The following is an 18,351-nucleotide window of genomic DNA, read 5'->3' as shown; positions in this document are numbered from 1 at the left end:
TGATGGACGTATTTTAAACCGCGCTGCTACGTACGGTGCGACGAACTGGAAGGTGAGCAATGAACCGTCCTCTAACAGAAAAACCGCTCTATATCAAAGTGCACGATGCCGATAACGTGGCGATCGTGGTCAACAATCAGGGGTTACCGTCTGGCACCCGGTTCGACGACGGACTGCAACTGGCTGAGCATGTGCCACAGGGACATAAAGTCGCGCTCAGCGATATCCCGCAAGCAGGCGCGATCCTGCGCTACGGTGAAGTGATTGGCTACGCGCTGCGCCCCATCCCACAAGGTAGCTGGATTGAAGAATCACTGGTAGCGCTGCCCGAAGCGCCGCCACTCAACAGTTTGCCGTTGGCAAACAATGTACCGCCCGCGCTGCCGCCGCTGGAAGGTTATACCTTCGAAGGCTATCGCAATGCAGATGGCAGCGTGGGCACGCGCAACCTGCTCGGCATCACCACCAGCGTTCACTGCGTGGCGGGCGTGGTGGATTATGTAGTGCAGATCATTGAGCGTGATTTGCTGCCGCGTTATCCCAATGTCGATGGCGTGGTGGCGCTGAATCATCTGTACGGTTGCGGCGTGGCAATCAATGCGCCCGCCGCGGTGGTGCCGATTCGCACCATTCATAACCTGGCGCTGAATCCCAATTTTGGTGGCGAAGTGATGATCGTCAGCCTCGGCTGCGAGAAGTTACAGCCCGAACGTCTGCTGACCGGCACACCGGATGTGCAGGCCATTTCGCTGGATGACAACGACATTGTGCGATTGCAGGATGAGCGGCTGGTGGGCTTCGGCGCGATGGTGGATGAAATCCTGCAGGTCGCCGAACGCCATCTGAAAAAGCTCAATCAACGTCAGCGCGAAACCTGTCCAGCATCGGAATTGGTGATCGGCACGCAGTGCGGCGGCAGCGACGCTTTCTCGGGCGTAACGGCGAACCCCGCCGTGGGATTTGCTTCGGATTTGCTGGTGCGCTGCGGTGCGACGGTGATGTTCTCGGAAGTGACCGAAGTGCGGGATGCTATTCATCTGCTGACACCGCGCGTGGTGGATGAAGCGGTTGGCAAACGGCTGCTGGAAGAGATGGCGTGGTATGACGATTACCTCAGCCAGGGCCAAACCGATCGCAGCGCCAATCCCTCGCCGGGCAACAAAAAAGGCGGGCTGGCGAATGTGGTGGAGAAAGCGCTGGGTTCGATTGCCAAGTCAGGTCGCAGCCCGATTGTTGAAGTGTTATCGCCAGGACAGCGCCCCACCAAACGCGGGCTGATTTATGCGGCCACACCAGCCAGCGATTTCGTGTGTGGCACGCAGCAGATGGCATCAGGCATTACCTTGCAGGTGTTCACTACCGGGCGCGGCACGCCTTATGGTTTGGCCGCCATTCCGGTAATCAAGATGGCAACGCGTAATGCGCTGGCCGAACGCTGGCATGATTTGATGGATATTAATGCCGGAACCATTGCAACGGGCGAAGAGAGTATTGAACAGGTCGGTTGGCGACTGTTTGAGTTGATTCTGGAGATTGCCAGCGGGCGCAAGCAGACATGGTCGGATCGTTGGGGGATTCGTAATCAGCTGGCGGTGTTTAATCCGGCGCCGGTAACGTGATGGTTATTGTCCTCACCCTGGCCCTCTCCCACTTCGCGGGAGAGGGAACAAACCGTGCGGGCTGCACCCTCTAAATATTCCCTCTCCCGCTGGCGGGAGAGGGTTAGGGTGAGGGAAAAGTCCTTACAGCAACTTACCCCAGCTCTCCACCCACGGTGAGGTCACTGATTCGGGCTCCGGATCTTCCGTCGCATCCACCAACAGCACCTCGCCGATGCGCTGCGCGCTCTGCTCCTGCAAGGTGGCATCAAAGGTTTTAGCTGCACGGCAGAAATTGTCATAGCTGCTGTCACCCAAGCCAATCACGCCATAACGCAATTCTGGTTGATAACCCAGCTGATCACGCACTGCAACATACAGGCGGGCAATGTTATCCGGGAAGTCGCCCTGACCGGTGGTTGAGGTGACAATCAGCACCACATCCTGGCTGTATGCCTGCCAATCCGCCATCGACGGATCTTCAAACACCTTCACGTCGTGGCCCTGCTCTTCCAGCACCGTCTGTGCTTCTTCAGCTACCAGCAGCGCATTGCCGTAAACCGTACCTGTAAAAATGCCAATCTTTACCATCTTGCCGCTCCTTTATTCTGTCGGCTTATCCTGGACTGCATCATTGGCAAACTCAACCCTGGGAACATCAGGGATCTGATCCTGCCAGCCAAACTGCTCAAGCATCTGCTGCCAGACGCGATCCAACCCGGCGCGAATCACTATGGGCTCGCCGGTAACGGGATGGGTAAAGCTGAGCGCGCTGGCGTGCAGCATCAGGCGATTGAGGCCAAAATGTGCCGCCGCACCGCGATTCTGGCGCAGATCGCCGTGCGCGCTGTCGCCAATAATCGGATGACGCAGATGCACCATGTGGCGACGCAGCTGATGTTTACGCCCGGTGTGCGGCGCCATCTCCACCAGCGTATAGCGCGCGGTGTTATAGCGGCTGATGGCGACCGGCATCTCAACGTGTGCCAGCGCCTGGTAATCCGTTACCGCCGGTTGGGCAACAGGTTCCTGGGTGGCAAATTTGTCGGCAATCTTATCCAGCTCTTCCACCAGCGGATAATCCAGCGTCGCGCCGCCTTCCAGCCAGCCGCGCAGCACCGCATGATAGGTTTTCTGCATCTGATGCTGTTCAAACTGCTGCGCCAGTAAATGGGCGACTTCACTCGATAAGGCCATCAGCAACACGCCGGACGTTGGGCGATCGAGGCGGTGCACAGTAAACACATGCTGGCCAATCTGATCGCGCACCGTTTGCATCACCACCACTTTTTCATTGCGATCGAGCCAGCTGCGATGCACCAGCCAACCGGCCGGCTTATTCACCGCGACCAGCCACGCATCTTGATAAAGGATTTCGAGCATCAGGCGGAAGGTTCCTGGAACAGCGCATCAAACTTGTTGAGCGTCAGCAATAGCACCGCATAGCCCGGCGTGTCGGCTGGCAATGCGACTTCATAATAGGGAGCGATGGCAAAATTCTGCGGCAACGGCGCGCCGCTTTCGAGCAGCGCATAAAAACGTGGCATGAATACCCATTGCAGCCATTGCAGCGGCTCCATGGTATCAAGACAGAAAGGTTCGGTACTGGCGAAGGCGCCCGCCTCGGGGGATTGTGACTGCCAATGGCCGTGTTCACGCATCACCGCTTCGACCTGCTGCAGGCGCTGAAAAATCATTTGCGACGACATGCGCCACCTCCAGAGAAAAATTGGGCGGCAAGCATACCATCAGTCACGCCCGGCGTAAAAATGGCATAAAAAAAGGGAGCACTGTGATTACAGTGCTCCCGGTTTTCGTTTGCAGCATTCCAGCTACTGCTGTGCTCCCTGCTCATCCATGACAACTTTTCCTGCGCTTTCCGTCGCTTGTCATCATGACATTGGTCCTTAGCATCCTGGCCCGCCACGTTCCGCGTGGCTCTCATTCTCCGTCCTGGAGGTGTCCTTTATACTCAATCCTGAGTGTCCTGCTTCGTCCTGAAGCCTTCCTTGTGCCGTAAACTCCGTTACGTTCCCGCCTCATGGCTGACATTCTCCTGAACGTCTCTTAATCTCCAGCATCCTGCCAGTGGTGACTATTCTCCCAGAAACCATCGCAATAACAAGCCAGTAAGAAGCGTTAATGGATTAAGTCCTGTCTTAATTTTCAGATTGATGCCATAAGTTCATGATTCACAATATTTTTACATTTAGCGCTTCCGCAAGTCTGCGCAATGATCTAGCGATCTCTCACACGTAACGTGAGAGATCTCTCACAAAGCGCAGCCTAAAAATCTGCAAATGACTGAGTAACCGGTTGTAAAGCATTAAGAAACTTCTCAACCGATGTTGCCAGGACTTCACGCTTTTTAGTGCCAGGCTCCTCAATAATGACCTCGCCGGTAAGATTGCACAGCGCAATCACATCATTCTCTGAGTCGGTGGTGGCAATAAACAGCGTTGGCGCTTGTCTTAAGCGGCGCTTCATAACCAAGTGACCAATCAGGTTTTCCTGCAGGCGAGTGAAATCCGCTTCACTCCATACCTGCAGCAGGGTAATCGGCTGCTGTTCAAAGGTTGCCGTCATATCACCTGCAAACTGGCTGGTGTAAAACGCACTGATTTCTGGTTGCAGTTGCAGATCCAACGCACGCTCTACCGCTTCAAGCGTGGCCGGTAACGTAAACGGCTGCGGCTGCCACAACACGCGGTCATCCAGCGTGCTGATGATGCAGTCGGAGGGAACGCCAAGCAGATCGGCGCTGGCGGGAAAATGTCCGGTTTGTTGCTGCCAATGTTCCACGTAGCGGGCGGTAAACTCACGCAGAGCATCTACGGTTTGCTGCATCATTCATATTCTCGCAAGTGTTAGGTTACACTTAACCACTTTGATGAAATTCAGTGGTAACCGTTATGTCTTCTGAAAACCGGGATCAGGCATTAAGCGGCCTGACCTTAGGTAAGCCCACGGCTTATGTTGATCGCTACGATAACACGCTGCTGCAATCCGTGCCGCGCAGCCTTAACCGTGAGCCGCTGGGGCTGTATCCCGATAATCTGCCGTTTACTGGCGCAGATATCTGGACGCTCTACGAACTCTCCTGGCTCAACAACAAAGGCGTTCCGCAGGTCGCGGTGGGCGAAGTGGTGCTGCGCGCCGATAGCCAAAACCTGATCGAGTCGAAGAGTTTCAAGCTCTATCTTAACAGTTTTAATCAGACCGTTTTCGCCGACTGGGGCGAAGTGCGTCAGACGCTGGAGCGCGATCTCAGCGCCTGCGCGAAGGGTCAGGTCAGCGTGGCGCTGTTTCGTCTCAGCGAAGTGGAAGGCCAGCCGATCGGCCATTTCAGTGGCGAAGTGATTGATGAACAGGATATCGAAATCCACGATTATGCCTTCAATGCGGATTATCTGGCGCAGGCTGCAGGCCGTGAGATTGTTGAAGAAACGCTGGTTAGCCATCTGCTGAAATCGAACTGCTTAATTACCAATCAGCCCGATTGGGGCTCGGTGATGATTCGCTACAAAGGCCCGCGTATTAATCGTGAAGCGCTGCTGCGTTATCTCATCTCATTCCGTCAGCATAATGAGTTTCATGAGCAGTGCGTTGAGCGCATTTTCAACGACGTTCAGCGCTTTTGTCAGCCAGAAGCCCTGAGCGTTTATGCACGTTACACCAGGCGCGGCGGTCTGGATATCAATCCGTGGCGCAGTAACGTGCCCTTCTCTCCGGGATTTTCCCGCCTGGTTCGCCAGTAATAGTTTGCGAGACGCCTCGCAGGCCGCTGCACGGATGCGCGGTTCCCCTTGAGCATTCACAGCGGACAACGTTACTCTGTTGAAGGCGCGATCGAAGCATGCGCGACCAGGGATTTTCGTCGCTGCGTTAATAAGTTAAGCGCAGCGTCATCAGCCACGCATTTGCGTGTAAAGGAGTTCTCTTGATTACACATATCAGCCCGCTTGGCTCGATGGATCTGCTCTCCCAGCTTGAAGTCGACATGCTGAAGCGCACCGCTAGCAGCGACCTTTATCAGCTGTTTCGTAACTGTTCTCTTGCGGTACTCAACTCCGGTAGCCAGACCGACAGCAGCCAGGAATTGCTTTCGCGTTTTGAAAACTTCGACATCAACGTGTTGCGCCGTGAGCGCGGTGTGAAACTGGAGCTGATTAACCCGCCGGAAGAGGCATTTGTTGATGGCCGGATTATTCGTTCGCTGCAGGCAAACTTGTTTGCCGTGCTGCGCGACATTCTGTTTGTAAACGGACAACTGGCGGCAACAGAACGCTACCAGAACGAGGAGCCGGAAGACTCTGCGCATATCACCAATCAGGTGTTTTCGATTCTGCGTAACGCGCGTGCACTGCACATCGGCGAATATCCGAATACCGTGGTGTGTTGGGGCGGCCACTCAATCAATGCGGTGGAATACCAATATTGCCGCAACGTCGGCACGCAAATGGGCCTGCGCGAACTCAACATCTGTACCGGTTGCGGACCTGGCGTCATGGAAGCACCGATGAAAGGTGCGGCGGTAGGACATGCGCAGCAGCGTTATCATGACAGCCGTTTTATCGGCCTGACTGAGCCCTCAATCATTGCCGCCGAACCACCGAATCCGCTGGTCAATGAGCTGATCATCATGCCGGATATCGAAAAACGCCTTGAAGCCTTTGTGCGTATCGCCCACGGTATCGTGATCTTCCCTGGCGGCGTGGGCACAGCCGAAGAGCTGCTGTATTTGTTGGGTATTTTAATGAATCCGCACAACAGCGATCAGGTATTGCCGCTGATTCTGACCGGACCCAAAGAGAGCGCCGACTACTTCCGCGTGCTGGATGATTTCATCGTTAATACGCTGGGCGAAGCCGCACGCAAGCACTACAAAATTATCATTGATGATGCCGCTGAAGTGGCGCGTCTGATGAAGAAAGCCATGCCGCAGGTGAAAGAGTATCGCCGCGAAACCGGCGATGCCTACAGCTTCAACTGGTCGATTCGTATCGCACCCGAATTGCAAGTGCCCTTCCTGCCGACGCACGAGAATATGGCAAACCTGAAGCTGTTCCCGGATCAGCCCGCCGAGCTGCTGGCAGCCGATCTGCGTCGCGCCTTCTCCGGCATTGTGGCGGGTAACGTCAAAGAGATCGGAATTCGTGAAATTCGCGAGAAAGGCCCGTACAAACTGCACGGCGATGCCAATCTCATGCACCGCATGGACGAACTGTTGCAAGGTTTTGTCGCACAGCAGCGCATGAAGCTGCCGGGCAGCGCCTACACGCCTTGCTACGAAATCATCAAATAACTCATCAGGAAGGCAGCCTGCGGGCTGCCGCTATCGCTATGTCGCTTCATCTTCTTATCATTGATGCACTCAATCTGATTCGCCGTCTGCACGCTGTTCAGGGTTCGCCATGCCGCGACAGCTGCGTTGCCGCCTTGCATCAGTTATTGGGACATACACAACCCACGCACGTGGTGGCGGTGTTTGATAGCCATGAGCGTCAGCCCGGTTGGCGCCATCAGCTATTACCGGATTACAAAGCGGGTCGCCCGCCGATGCCGGAGGATTTGCATCTGGAGATGCCCGCGCTGCAGGACGCCTTCCGCGCAGCAGGCGTTAACTGCTGGGTGGCTGATTTAGACGAAGCCGACGATCTCGCCGCCACGCTGGCGGTGAAAATGGCGGACGCTGGTCATCAAGCAACGATTGTTTCTACCGATAAAGGTTATTGCCAGCTGCTGGCACCTAACATTCGTATTCGCGACTATTTCCAGAAGCGCTGGCTGGATGTGCCTTTTATCGAGCAAGAGTTTGGCGTAACGCCCGCGCAGTTGCCCGACTATTGGGGATTGTGTGGTATCAGCAGCAGCAAAATTCCCGGCGTGCCCGGCATTGGCCCGAAAAGCGCCCGCGAGTTGTTGATGCAGTTTGGATCGCTGGATGCGATCTATCAGCAATGGGATCAGGTACCGAGCAAATGGCAGGGAAAATTGCAGGAACAGCGGGAAATGGCAGAAATTTGCCGCAAAGTATCGACGTTAAAACGTGATTTGGTACTGCAAGGCAATCTCAATACATTGAGATTTCAAACGAAACAGCCGTCGCCATAAATGGCGTAATGCCAATCAGTTAAGCGCCGTATTAAATCACCGCGCCTTCCGTAGCGGCGCGATTTATCGCGCAATGAATTGCGCCGCTACAATGTGCGCTCTCGGTAATTAGCGATTTTCATGCCTCAACCGACGATCATTACGGCATCAATGGCGACACTAAAAAACAATTTCCTGCGAAATAATTTGTGCTACAGCAAGGCGGCAAGTGCGCGAGTCCCCGGGAGCATACATCAGTATGTGACCGGGGCGAGCAAACGCAGCCAACGCCGCTGTAGTGCAAAGTATGAAGCAGGACCGCTGTAGCGCAAAGTATGAAGCAGGATTAGCGCTCGTCGCGACGGCCGCCCACCGCTGCCCACAACCGGCGTACGTGAACGGTCACTTCTTCGCGGTCATGATAGAGTTGGCGCGCCTGAATCTGGGCATTAATACCCTGCGCTTTCAGCGCGTCATCAATCATCGCCAGGTTCTGTGTCACTTCTTCGTAGCGCTTTTTCATTGGCAGCTTGAGGTTGAAGATCGCCTCGCGGCACCAGCCATTCACCAGCCATTCGGTCATCAGGCTTGCGACGCGCACCGGTTTTTCCACCATGTCGCACACCAGCCAGCTGATATTGGTACGCGGCGGACGGAATTTAAAACCATCTTCGCGGCAGTGCGTCACCTGTCCGGTGTCCATCAGACTTGGCGCCATCGGGCCGTTATCTACCGCAAAAACCCACATGCTGCGTTTCACCAGTTGATAGGTCCAGCCGCCAGGGCAAGCACCAAGATCGACGGCGTACATGCCGCTGGCTAAACGCTCATCCCACTCATCCGCAGGCACAAACACGTGAAACGCCTCTTCCAGCTTGAGCGTAGAACGGCTCGGCGCATCGGAGGGGAATTTCAGGCGCGGAATGCCCATGTAGAATGGCGAGTTGTTTTCCGGCAGCGAATAGCCGACGTAACAGGTGCCCGGCGCAATAAAGAACACGTGCACTACCGGACGCTTAGCCGTTTCGTAATTAAGCAGGATTTTGCTTTCACGCAGGCTGGCACGCAGCGGCACGGTTAATTTACGGCAGAACTTGGTGAGCTCTTTCGCTTCATTGGTATCCGGCACTTCAACCCGCAGTTCACCGCCCTTCTCCACCACACCGGTCAGCATGCCGACAATCGGCGTGATGCGATCTTCTGGTGGCAGATCGCGCAGTAGCTCTCCCACCACCAGCATCTGCCGCGCAAAGATCAGTTCGGCAAACGGCAGCGTTTGGATCAGCTTTTCAGCATCTTGCTGCTGATAGCACTCATACAGCACGTAACCTGAGTCATCTTTGACGCGCGGGAAGCCGTAAATCTCGCGCTCAGCCGCTTTCGCGCTGATTTCTGCCGCGCACTCTTTCTCAAATCCTGGACGGCAATAGAGTAAAACTTTATTCATGGCGATCTGCCTTTCGTTTCAGACGCAGTGCGCCAATCAACATCAAGAACCAGCCAATAAGGAAGCATAAGCCTCCCACTGGCGTAACAAAAACCCAAAACTTCATGTGCGACAGCGCCAGACAATAGAGGCTGCCACTGAACAACACGATACCGAGCGCCATCGCGGCGCTACTCCAGTAAAACCAGATATTGGCACGACGCAGCATAGCGGCACCCAAGCCGATCACTGCCAGCGTGTGATACGCCTGATATTCAAGGCCGGTATGTATCCACGCCATTTCGGCTGGGCCGAGCGATTTGCTCAGCACATGCGCGCCGAAAGCACCAAACGCCACCAGCATAAATCCGCTAATGGCAGCAAAAACAAACATGGCACGACTGGACATCAAACAATCCTCAAGGTAATGCGCACATCATTGTGCAGCCAGCAACGCATTAGTGATCGTAGCGAAAACGGAATTTTTCTTGTTCATTGGCCGCTTTTTCCAGGATCCACTGACGAAAGGCGGCTATTTTACCCAGTTCTGCCTGGCTGTCATGACAAACCAGATAAAAAGCATTTTTACTGACCAACACGTCGTTAAAAGGACATACCAGACGACCGGCTTCAATTTCACTCTGCGCCATCACATTATTCGCCAGCGCCACGCCCTGACCATGAATCGCCGCCTGCAACACCATGGCGCTGTGGCTGAAGATCGGGCCCTGTTGCACATTGATATGCTGCACGCCCAGCTGACGCGTATAGGATTGCCAGTCACGGCGCGATGCATCATGCAGCAGCGTGCAGTGCGCCAAATCGGCCGGCGATTTGAGAGGATGATCACCCGTCAGCAACATCGGTGAGCAGACTGGCAGCAAATATTCGGCATACAATTTCTCAACCCGCAGGCCTGGCCAATTGCCACGACCGTAGAAAATCGCCACGTCGACATCGTCCGCCAATTTCTCCTCATCACGGTCCACCGCCTGGATACGCACGTCGATGCCCGGATAAGCCATATTAAAGCTGGAAAGGCGAGGAACCAGCCACTGAATGGCGAAACTCGGCAGCAAACTGACGGTCAGCGCACCCTTAGCGCTGCGCGCCTGCAACTTGCGCGTGGCATCGTTAAGAGCAGAGAAAATCTCCTTAATATCTAAATAGTAGCTTTGACCTTCTTCCGTCAGTAAAAGCGAACGATTCCTCCGGCGAAACAGCTTAAGACCGAGGAAATCTTCCAGAGATTTGATCTGATGGCTGACAGCAGCCTGGGTAACAAACAGCTCTTCAGCGGCTTTGGTGAAGCTCAAATGACGGGCAGCAGCATCAAAGACGCGTAAAGCATTAAGCGGCGGAAGGCGTTTAGACATGGTTTTCCGTATCCGGATTGACAAGGTAATACTTCAACTTATACAAAGTCGCTACGTATTAGTTTTTTTAATCCGAGACATTATAATTTGTCCGTTGAGGAAGCTCCAGCAAATACCTATAGTTGCCGCACTTCCTGAGCCGGAACGAAAAGATTTCTGGAAACGTGCGAGAGATCGCAGACTTTTGGAGAGCTTTTGGCTTGTGGTCGTGATGTTGTGTTTGCATTTTGATCTGACGCTTGCAGATCAAGCTTTTAATTCCTGTAGATTTACCCTGTCTGTCCATAGTGATTTTAAATAGCACCGCAAATTGCGGTGCTTTTTTTTGCCTTACTGCCCCATCTCCACCATCTCTTTGACGTCAGAGCGGTTAATCTGCTGCTTGTTGCCATTGGCATCCTGATAGCTGATCATACCGGTTTCGTCATCAACTTTAGGTTTGCCATCGGCGACGATGGTGCGACCATCGTTAGTGTGCATTACGTAATTGCTGGAACATGCGGACAGGGTAAAGGCCAGAGTACACACGGCCAGCACTGCGGTGAGTTTATTCATCTTCTATCTCCTTGCAGATTAATTGCATTAAACCACCCGCATGCGCTCACCAAAGGTAGCGCCAGTGAAATCGACTATGAATAGCGACGCGTTATGCGGGTTTCGGTTCAAACCTTGCAATAATTAGCATAACGCGCTTTTCCAGCTTTGCCAGGCAACGGGCCAGCTTTCAGCCTGGTCCTAACATGATTAACAGTGGGCTGAGTATGACCATTTTTTCTCCCGGCGCCTTCCGCCAGCAGTTCCCCGCGCTGAGCGATGCCGGAATCTACCTCGATAGCGCGGCTACTGCGCTCAAGCCGCAGGCGGTGATCGACGCAACCGCACAGTTCTACAGCCTCAGCGCTGGCACCGTGCATCGCAGCCAGTTCGCTGCCGCTCGCGCATTAACGGAAAAATACGAACAGGCGCGCGGATTAGTGGCGCGCTGGCTCAATGCTGCGGACGATCGGCAGATTGTCTGGACGCGCGGCACCACCGAAGCGATCAATCTGGTGGCGAACAGTTGGCTGGCTCCGCGATTGCAGGCTGGTGATGAAATCGTGGTTAGCGAAGCCGAACATCACGCCAATCTGGTGCCGTGGCTGATGGTGGCAAAAGCGGCGGGCGCGAAAGTGGTGAAATGGCCGTTGGGCGACGATCGTTTGCCGGATATCACGCTGTTGCCAGCACTGCTCAATTCACGTACCCGATTGCTGGCCGTTGGTCAGATGTCGAACGTCACCGGCGGCTGTCCGGACCTGGCGCAGGCGATCCGTTTAGCCCATGACGTCGGTGCCAAAGTGATGGTCGATGGCGCACAAGGTGTGGTGCATTGTCCGCCGGATGTACAGGCGCAGGATATTGATTTCTATGCTTTTTCCGGCCATAAGCTTTATGGCCCAATGGGCATTGGCGTGCTGTATGGCAAAGCGGAACTGCTGGAAGCGATGGATCCATGGCAAGGCGGCGGCAAAATGCTGACGCAGGTCGATTTTAACAGTTTCACACCGCAGCCGGTGCCGTGGCGTTTTGAAGCCGGAACGCCTAATGTTGCCGGCGTGGTGGGGTTGAGTGCCGCGCTAGAGTGGCTGGCGCAACATGATGGCAAAAAGGCCGAAATGTGGAGCCAGCAACTGGCGAGCCTCGCCGAGGAGCAACTGAGCGAGATCCCCGGTTTTCGCAGCTTCCGCTGTGGCAATGCCAGCCTGCTGGCGTTTGATATTGCCGGCATTCACCACAGCGATATCGTTACGCTGCTCGCCGAGCATGGCATCGCATTGCGCGCCGGGCAGCACTGCGCGCAGCCGCTGATGGCGGCGCTGGGCGTCACCGGCACGCTGCGTGTCTCGTTCGCCCCCTATAATAATTTGCAGGACGTGGATGCGCTGGTGCGCGCCATGCGCCATGCCGTCGACTTACTGAGTGAATAAGCCCATGACATCAACCCTGCTCGCCCCGCATCCGTTTGGCGATCTGATTACCGCAGCCAGCCTGACGGAAAAATTCACCCATTTTCATCAGTGGGAAGATCGCTATCGTCAACTGATCCAGCTCAGCCGCCAGCTGCCTGCGTTAGCGGAAGAGTTAAAGACGCCAGATATTGAACTCACGGGCTGTGAAAATCGCGTGTGGTTAAGCAGCCAGTTGCTGAACAACGGCACGCTGCACTTTTATGGTGACAGCGAAGGACGCATCGTGCGCGGATTGCTAGCGGTGTTACTGACGGCGGTGGAAGGCAAAACGCCAGCCGACTTGCTGCAGCAAGATCCGCTGGCGTTGTTTGATACGTTAGGTCTGCGCGCGCAGCTCAGTGCGTCGCGCAGCAGCGGCTTACAGGCGCTGGCGGATGCGGTGCAACGCGCTGCCCGTCAGCACGCTCAGGCCGTTTGACGCGCCGCTTTCGCCAGAAACTTCTTCAACGCGTGCGAAACCGCCACAAACCCGAACGTGGCGGTTACCATGGTCGCCGCGCCAAATCCGGCGGCACAATCCATGCGTTTCGGGCCTTCTGCGGTGGAGCGTGAAGTGCACACGCTGCCGTCCGGCTGCGGATACATCAGCGCTTCCGTCGAGAATACGCAGTCGATGCCGAGCTTGCCTTTACTGTTCTTCACCACGTTAAAATCCCCTTTCAATCTCTCACGCAGCTTGGCCGCCAGCGGATCCTGAATGGTTTTCGCCAGATCGCTCACCTGAATCTGCGTGGGATCGATCTGGCCGCCCGCGCCGCCGGTGGTTATCAGCGGGATCTTGTTGCGACGACACCAGGCGATCAACGCGGCTTTGGGGCGCACGCTGTCAATCGCATCAATCACGTAGTCAAAACCCGCCGATAACAGTTCAGCGGTATTTTCCGGCGTGATGAAATCATCGATGCAGATCACTTCGCATTCCGGATTGATGGCGCGCATACGCTCGGCCATCACTTCGGTTTTCGCCTGGCCCACTTTGCCCTGCAGCGCGTGAATCTGGCGGTTGGTATTGGTGATGCAGACATCGTCCATATCAATCAGGGTGATTTTACCGATGCCGGTGCGCGCTAAGGCTTCCGCCGCCCACGAACCCACGCCGCCAATACCGATCACGCAAAAGTGCGCGTCGGCAAAACGCTGCAGCGCGTCCTGGCCATAGAGACGCGCGGTGCCGCCAAAACGTTGTCGCCAGGCGTCGCTTACTACTGTCATAACCAAACCTTTCCGGGAAAACGGGACATTAATTAGAACCTAACAGCAGCGAACCGTTGTTGCCATTTTGTGGGTTGCTAAACAGCGGCTGACCGGTGCCCGGCGCGGCTTTCAGCACCCAGACGCGGCCATAATGGTTGTAGAAACCGGCCAGATGCGCCGCATCCGGGCCAACGCCCTGATAGATATCGAAGTGCTGGCCTTTAATCGCGCCACCCACGTCTAACGCCACCATTAGACGCATCTCATATTTGCCATTGAACTTGCCCTTCTCGTTCAGCTGCGGCACTTCGGCTAACAGCACGGTTCCGGCCGGAATCAATGAACGATCGGAGGCAACGGAAGCCTTGGCAATCAGCGGCACCGCGCTGGCACCGCGCACCGGCACATACTCTTCCGGTTTGAAGAAGACGAAGGATTGGTTGGTTTCCAGCACCGAACGCACTTCCTGTGGCGAATGCTCTTGCGCCCACTGACGAATCGCCTGCATCGACATATCTTCGCGCTTCACTTCACCGCGATCGATCAGCTCTTTACCGATGCTGTGATAAGCCCAGCCATTTTTGCCGCCGTAACCAAAGAAGCGCAGTGGACGACCATCACCAAAATCAACGTAGCCGCTGCCCTGCACATCCATCATGAAGTTATCGATCAGCGAATTGCTGTAGGCAATGATGTAGCGATCGTCGAGCCCACCATTATAGATAGAAGCGCGGCTCGGCAGTTTCTGTCCACGCGGACGCGGTGGCATACGATAAATCGGATACTGGAACTCGCCCTGACGGGTATAACGCGCTTCCACAACCGGCGTGTAGTAACCGGTGAACTGCACGTTGCCGTAATTGTCAGTGCCTTCCATCTGATAAGCATTCAAACCAAACTGGTTGAGCTGGCGCGTATCCGCGCCGGACAGCAGCCAGTTTTGCACTGCGCTGTAAGTACCGTTGTTGCGCCCGAACAGGCCGGATGAGGCGGTTTGAATCTGCACCACCTGATCGCTAAAGTCTTTGCCGTTCACCGGACGCCCTTTAGCATTCGGTTGGTTGACCAGCCCAAGCGGTTGCTCCAGCTTGCCATCGATATACTGTTGACCGCGGTCGGTCGGTTTGGAACTACAGCCCGCTAACAGCGCGATAAATGCGCCAGTAAGTGCATACTTCGCCCAATGTCCTTTCATAACCTTCTCTTTTTATCGATTGTTTGCCCGGCGAAGATAGCAAAGGGACAGAGAGATTGAAATCTGCCCTAAGCGGTCGCGCTCACATCTGTACAATAATTCACCCAATGGCGAGTTTATTCATCAACTGACTGTAAATTTGGCGTTTTGTCTCAAAAAGGGGTTGCATCGCCGCGCGTCCAGAGTATAGTGCGCATCCACGGACGCGGGGTGGAGCAGCCTGGTAGCTCGTCGGGCTCATAACCCGAAGGTCGTCGGTTCAAATCCGGCCCCCGCAACCAATTCTTCTTAAATGAAGAGACAATGTGAAGTGTCGTGTAACGCGTCAGTCGGACGCGGGGTGGAGCAGCCTGGTAGCTCGTCGGGCTCATAACCCGAAGGTCGTCGGTTCAAATCCGGCCCCCGCAACCAATTGTCTTAAGAAGAATACAATGTGAAAAGTCGCTTAATGCGACAGACGGACGCGGGGTGGAGCAGCCTGGTAGCTCGTCGGGCTCATAACCCGAAGGTCGTCGGTTCAAATCCGGCCCCCGCAACCAATCATTTAAACACCTTAACGGGTGTTTTTTTGTTTCTGGCGTCCGGAAAAAGCGGCATTGCTGCCGCCCTCCTCAGCGATGCGCTAGTGCCGCACCCTTATCAAAATACGCCTTAATCCCATGCAGAATCGCCTCAGCCACCTGATGCTGATAGCGCGCCGTGCGCAGCTTGCGCTCCTCTTCGACATTACTGATAAACGCGGTTTCCACCAAAATCGAGGGAATATCCGGGGCTTTCAGCACCGCAAATCCCGCCTGATCGACGGTGCGCTTGTGCAGGTGATTGATATGTCCCATGCGTGACAGCACTTCTTTACCAAACTTCAGGCTGTCGCTGATGGTTTGCCGCTGCACCATGTCGAACATGGTGTGGTCGAGATAACGATCGCCGCTCATGCTGACGCCGCCAATCAAATCGGCTTCATTCTGCGTTTGTGCGAGGAAGCGCGCCGCCGCTGAGGTAGCGCCGCTGGTCGAAAGGGCAAACACCGACGAACCGCGCGCGGCCCGACTGGTGAAGGCATCAGCATGGATCGAAATGAACAGATCCGCACGCTGCTTTCGCGCTTTCGCCACGCGGACACGCAACGGGATAAACACATCCTCATTGCGCGTCATGTAAGCTTTCATGTTGCGCTCTTTGTCGATCAGCGCCTTCAGATAGCGACCGATCTTCAACACGATATCTTTCTCACGCGTTTTATATTTGCCATGCGCGCCGGGATCCTCACCACCATGGCCAGGATCGATCATGATGATAATCGGTCGATCGCGCCCCGCTTTGCCCGGCAGCGCCGCCTGCACCGGCTGATCGCGTTCAAGATCGCCCTGATTGTAATTCTGCAGTAATGCCAGTAGCGGATCCTCTTCCCGTGATTGCTGATTAGGATAGAGATCGACCACTAAGCGATGCTTGATACCTGCCACTGGCGCAAGAGTAAATGTCTTGGGCGCAATGCTACGCTTGAGTTCCAGCACCAGTCGCACCGTGTTAGCGTCAAACTGACCGACGCGTGCGGTTTTGATATAGGGATCGTCCACGCGCACCAGCTTATCGACTCCTTTCAGGACCGGGTTGATGTGCATATTTTCGATATCAATAACCAGACGATCGGGATTCCCCAGCGTGAACTGTTTGTACTTGAGGGGAACGTTTGATTCCAGGGTTACGCGGGAGTAGGTCGATGAGGGCCAGATGCGCACCGCCACAATATGCTGGCTGGCAGCCAGCCCGGTACGCGTCACGCTGAGCATTAATAATGCGCCAGCGCCCTGTAATAATCGTCGTCGTGTAAAAGCTTCGGACATGCCGCTCCAACTGCTGTGTTATGTCTAAAAAATCATCACTCGATGGCAAGAAAGTGAAAACTTTACTCGATGAGAATCGTCTTGTCTTGCCGGAAAAACCAGATAATGCAGTCTGTTAGCGCGTGTTGCATCATGAAAATCGTAAAGTAACGTCAGGCCCGGCGCTTGCAATAAAGAGCAAAAGAGCATAAAAATACGAAAATTACGAATAAACATGCATAGAGGGCTTTGCCGTGAAGGAACGCAGTACAGAACTGGTTCAGGGTTTTCGCCACACCGTTCCCTATATAAATACCCATCGTGACAAGACGTTTGTCATCATGTTGGGTGGCGAAGCCATCGAGCATGAGAACTTCTCAAGCATCGTTAATGACATCGGTCTGCTGCATAGCCTCGGCATTCGCTTAGTGGTGGTTTATGGTGCGCGTCCGCAGATTGACGCCAGCATGGCCCAGCAACAGCTGGAACCGATTTACCACAAACATACGCGCGTTACCGATGCGCAATCACTTGAGCTGGTAAAGCAGGCCGCCGGTCGTTTACAGCTGGATATCACCGCGCGTCTTTCGATGAGCCTCAACAACACGCCGCTACAAGGCGCGCACATTAACGTAGTGAGCGGCAACTTCATCATTGCGCAGCCGCTGGGGGTGGATGATGGCGTTGATTACTGCCACAGCGGGCGTATTCGTCGTATTGATGAGGAAGCGATCCATCGTCAGCTGGATAACGATGCGATTGTACTGCTCGGTCCGGTAGCGGTTTCTGTGACCGGCGAGAGTTTTAACCTGACGTCAGAAGAAGTAGCGACGCAGCTGGCAATTAAATTGAAGGCCGAGAAGATGATTGGTTTCTGCTCCGAACAGGGCGTGACCAACCGCGAAGGCGCGATTATTTCTGAATTGTTTCCGAACGAAGCTCAGGCGCGCATCGACGAAATGGAGAGCGACGGCGATTTCCTCTCTGGCACCGTGCGGTTCTTACGTGGTGCGGTCAAAGCCTGCCGCAGCGGCGTGCGTCGCAGCCACCTGATTAGCTATCAGGAAGATGGTGCGTTGCTGCAAGAACTGTTCTCGCGCGACGGTATCGGTACCCAGATTGTGATGGAGTCGGCCGAGCAGATTCGGCGCGCCAACATCAACGATATCGGCGGTATTCTCGAACTGATTCGCCCGCTGGAGCAGCAAGGGATTCTGGTGCGTCGCTCCCGTGAGCAACTGGAGATGGAGATTGATAAGTTCACCATTATTCAGCGCGATAATTTAACCATCGCCTGTGCCGCGCTCTACCCGTTCCCGGACGAGCAGATTGGTGAGATGGCTTGTGTGGCAGTGCATCCGGATTATCGCAGCTCGTCGCGTGGAGAACTGTTGCTGGATCGCGTGGCGTTGCAGGCACGTCAGATGGGGCTAAAGAAGCTGTTTGTGTTAACCACGCGCAGCATTCACTGGTTCCAGGAGCGCGGTTTTACGCCGGTGGATATTGAATCCCTGCCCGAGAGCAAGAAGCAGATGTATAACTATCAGCGCCGTTCAAAAGTGCTGATGGCGGATTTGGGATAGTCGCATCATTTAACTGTGCCGTTGCGTAGTTGCACATACCGCAGCGGCGCA

The 18,351-nt window shown here is 54.9% G+C and carries 18 protein-coding genes and 3 tRNA genes; 10 read left to right on the top strand and 11 right to left on the bottom strand.

All coding sequences use genetic code 11. The features are described from left to right. Positions 1-59 precede the first annotated feature (59 nt). Positions 60-1,619 carry a galactarate dehydratase gene (gene garD / locus KVT28_RS17360; protein WP_217549466.1) on the top strand — a complete coding sequence of 520 codons (1,560 nt, stop codon included), beginning with the start codon at positions 60-62 and terminating at the stop codon, positions 1,617-1,619. Between the two features lie 123 nt (positions 1,620-1,742). On the opposite strand, the gene KVT28_RS17355 is transcribed toward garD, so the two are convergent. The 4 genes from KVT28_RS17355 to syd form a co-directional block, all read right to left on the bottom strand. After that, positions 1,743-2,189: a flavodoxin gene (locus tag KVT28_RS17355; RefSeq protein ID WP_217549464.1), complete on the bottom strand. Its 447-nt coding sequence runs from the start codon at positions 2,187-2,189 to the stop codon at positions 1,743-1,745. A gap of 12 nt (positions 2,190-2,201) precedes the next feature. After that, the gene (truC, locus tag KVT28_RS17350) at positions 2,202-2,981 is read right to left on the bottom strand and encodes a tRNA pseudouridine(65) synthase TruC (RefSeq protein WP_217549462.1); all 780 of its coding nucleotides are present in this window, start codon (positions 2,979-2,981) and stop codon (positions 2,202-2,204) included. Next, positions 2,981-3,307 carry a YqcC family protein gene (locus tag KVT28_RS17345; RefSeq protein ID WP_101762014.1) on the bottom strand — a complete coding sequence of 109 codons (327 nt, stop codon included), beginning with the start codon at positions 3,305-3,307 and terminating at the stop codon, positions 2,981-2,983. The genes truC and KVT28_RS17345 overlap by 1 nt, the downstream gene beginning before the upstream one ends. Positions 3,308-3,884: 577 nt before the next feature. After that, positions 3,885-4,448 carry a SecY-interacting protein gene (syd, locus tag KVT28_RS17340; protein WP_101762012.1) on the bottom strand — a complete coding sequence of 188 codons (564 nt, stop codon included), beginning with the start codon at positions 4,446-4,448 and terminating at the stop codon, positions 3,885-3,887. A gap of 62 nt (positions 4,449-4,510) precedes the next feature. Here syd and queF point away from each other — a divergent pair, with 62 nt between their 5' ends. From queF to xni, 3 genes are all read left to right on the top strand, one after another. Beyond that, positions 4,511-5,356: an NADPH-dependent 7-cyano-7-deazaguanine reductase QueF gene (queF, locus tag KVT28_RS17335; protein ID WP_101762011.1), complete on the top strand. Its 846-nt coding sequence runs from the start codon at positions 4,511-4,513 to the stop codon at positions 5,354-5,356. 182 nt (positions 5,357-5,538) lie between these two features. Next, entirely contained in the window at positions 5,539-6,903 is a 1,365-nt protein-coding gene (gene ppnN, locus KVT28_RS17330; protein ID WP_101762010.1) for a nucleotide 5'-monophosphate nucleosidase PpnN, read from the top strand. A 38-nt stretch (positions 6,904-6,941) separates the two neighbouring features. Next, positions 6,942-7,712 carry a flap endonuclease Xni gene (gene xni / locus KVT28_RS17325; RefSeq protein WP_101762009.1) on the top strand — a complete coding sequence of 257 codons (771 nt, stop codon included), beginning with the start codon at positions 6,942-6,944 and terminating at the stop codon, positions 7,710-7,712. 325 nt (positions 7,713-8,037) lie between these two features. Here the strand turns inward: xni and rlmM are convergent, their stop codons facing one another. The 4 genes from rlmM to KVT28_RS17305 form a co-directional block, all read right to left on the bottom strand. Then, positions 8,038-9,138: a 23S rRNA (cytidine(2498)-2'-O)-methyltransferase RlmM gene (gene rlmM / locus KVT28_RS17320; protein ID WP_101762008.1), complete on the bottom strand. Its 1,101-nt coding sequence runs from the start codon at positions 9,136-9,138 to the stop codon at positions 8,038-8,040. Then, positions 9,131-9,526, bottom strand: a complete 396-nt coding sequence (locus tag KVT28_RS17315; protein ID WP_101762007.1) for a DUF423 domain-containing protein — start codon at positions 9,524-9,526, stop codon at positions 9,131-9,133. Before KVT28_RS17315 ends, rlmM begins: the two co-directional genes overlap by 8 nt. Positions 9,527-9,575: 49 nt before the next feature. After that, positions 9,576-10,493 carry a transcriptional regulator GcvA gene (locus tag KVT28_RS17310; protein WP_101762006.1) on the bottom strand — a complete coding sequence of 306 codons (918 nt, stop codon included), beginning with the start codon at positions 10,491-10,493 and terminating at the stop codon, positions 9,576-9,578. Positions 10,494-10,823: 330 nt separating this feature from the next. After that, positions 10,824-11,048, bottom strand: coding sequence for a YgdI/YgdR family lipoprotein (locus tag KVT28_RS17305; RefSeq protein WP_008109575.1), 225 nt, complete (start codon positions 11,046-11,048; stop codon positions 10,824-10,826). A 206-nt stretch (positions 11,049-11,254) separates the two neighbouring features. Here KVT28_RS17305 and csdA point away from each other — a divergent pair, with 206 nt between their 5' ends. Then, complete coding sequence (csdA, locus tag KVT28_RS17300; protein WP_101762025.1) at positions 11,255-12,460, top strand: cysteine desulfurase CsdA; 1,206 nt, start codon at positions 11,255-11,257, stop codon at positions 12,458-12,460. A gap of 4 nt (positions 12,461-12,464) precedes the next feature. Next, a complete protein-coding gene (csdE, locus tag KVT28_RS17295; protein WP_110867956.1) occupies positions 12,465-12,920 on the top strand; it encodes a cysteine desulfurase sulfur acceptor subunit CsdE in 456 nt (151 codons plus the stop codon). On the opposite strand, the gene tcdA is transcribed toward csdE, so the two are convergent. Together tcdA and mltA are read right to left on the bottom strand one after the other, a co-directional pair. Then, positions 12,908-13,714, bottom strand: coding sequence for a tRNA cyclic N6-threonylcarbamoyladenosine(37) synthase TcdA (gene tcdA / locus KVT28_RS17290; RefSeq protein ID WP_176973561.1), 807 nt, complete (start codon positions 13,712-13,714; stop codon positions 12,908-12,910). The genes csdE and tcdA overlap by 13 nt on opposite strands. A 28-nt stretch (positions 13,715-13,742) precedes the next feature. Further along, positions 13,743-14,891: a murein transglycosylase A gene (mltA, locus tag KVT28_RS17285; protein ID WP_101762003.1), complete on the bottom strand. Its 1,149-nt coding sequence runs from the start codon at positions 14,889-14,891 to the stop codon at positions 13,743-13,745. A gap of 204 nt (positions 14,892-15,095) precedes the next feature. Between mltA and KVT28_RS17280 the strand changes: the two genes are divergently transcribed. The 3 genes from KVT28_RS17280 to KVT28_RS17270 all read left to right on the top strand — a co-directional run bounded on the left by KVT28_RS17280 (position 15,096) and on the right by KVT28_RS17270 (position 15,430). After that, positions 15,096-15,172, top strand: a tRNA-Met gene (locus tag KVT28_RS17280). A 53-nt stretch (positions 15,173-15,225) separates the two neighbouring features. After that, positions 15,226-15,302 (top strand) — tRNA-Met (locus tag KVT28_RS17275). A gap of 51 nt (positions 15,303-15,353) precedes the next feature. Further along, positions 15,354-15,430, top strand: a tRNA-Met gene (locus tag KVT28_RS17270). Between the two features lie 72 nt (positions 15,431-15,502). On the opposite strand, the gene amiC is transcribed toward KVT28_RS17270, so the two are convergent. Then, positions 15,503-16,738: an N-acetylmuramoyl-L-alanine amidase AmiC gene (amiC, locus tag KVT28_RS17265; protein ID WP_146001292.1), complete on the bottom strand. Its 1,236-nt coding sequence runs from the start codon at positions 16,736-16,738 to the stop codon at positions 15,503-15,505. 233 nt (positions 16,739-16,971) lie between these two features. Between amiC and argA the strand changes: the two genes are divergently transcribed. After that, on the top strand, positions 16,972-18,300 hold the full coding sequence (gene argA / locus KVT28_RS17260; RefSeq protein ID WP_007891884.1) for an amino-acid N-acetyltransferase: 1,329 nt from the start codon (positions 16,972-16,974) through the stop codon (positions 18,298-18,300). Positions 18,301-18,351: the final 51 nt, after the last annotated feature.

This window comes from Pantoea sp. GbtcB22 (genome assembly GCF_019091025.1).
Classification (GTDB): domain Bacteria; phylum Pseudomonadota; class Gammaproteobacteria; order Enterobacterales; family Enterobacteriaceae; genus Pantoea; species Pantoea leporis.
Note: the sequence above shows the minus strand (reverse complement) of the source record. Positions and strands in the feature narration are given on the sequence as shown.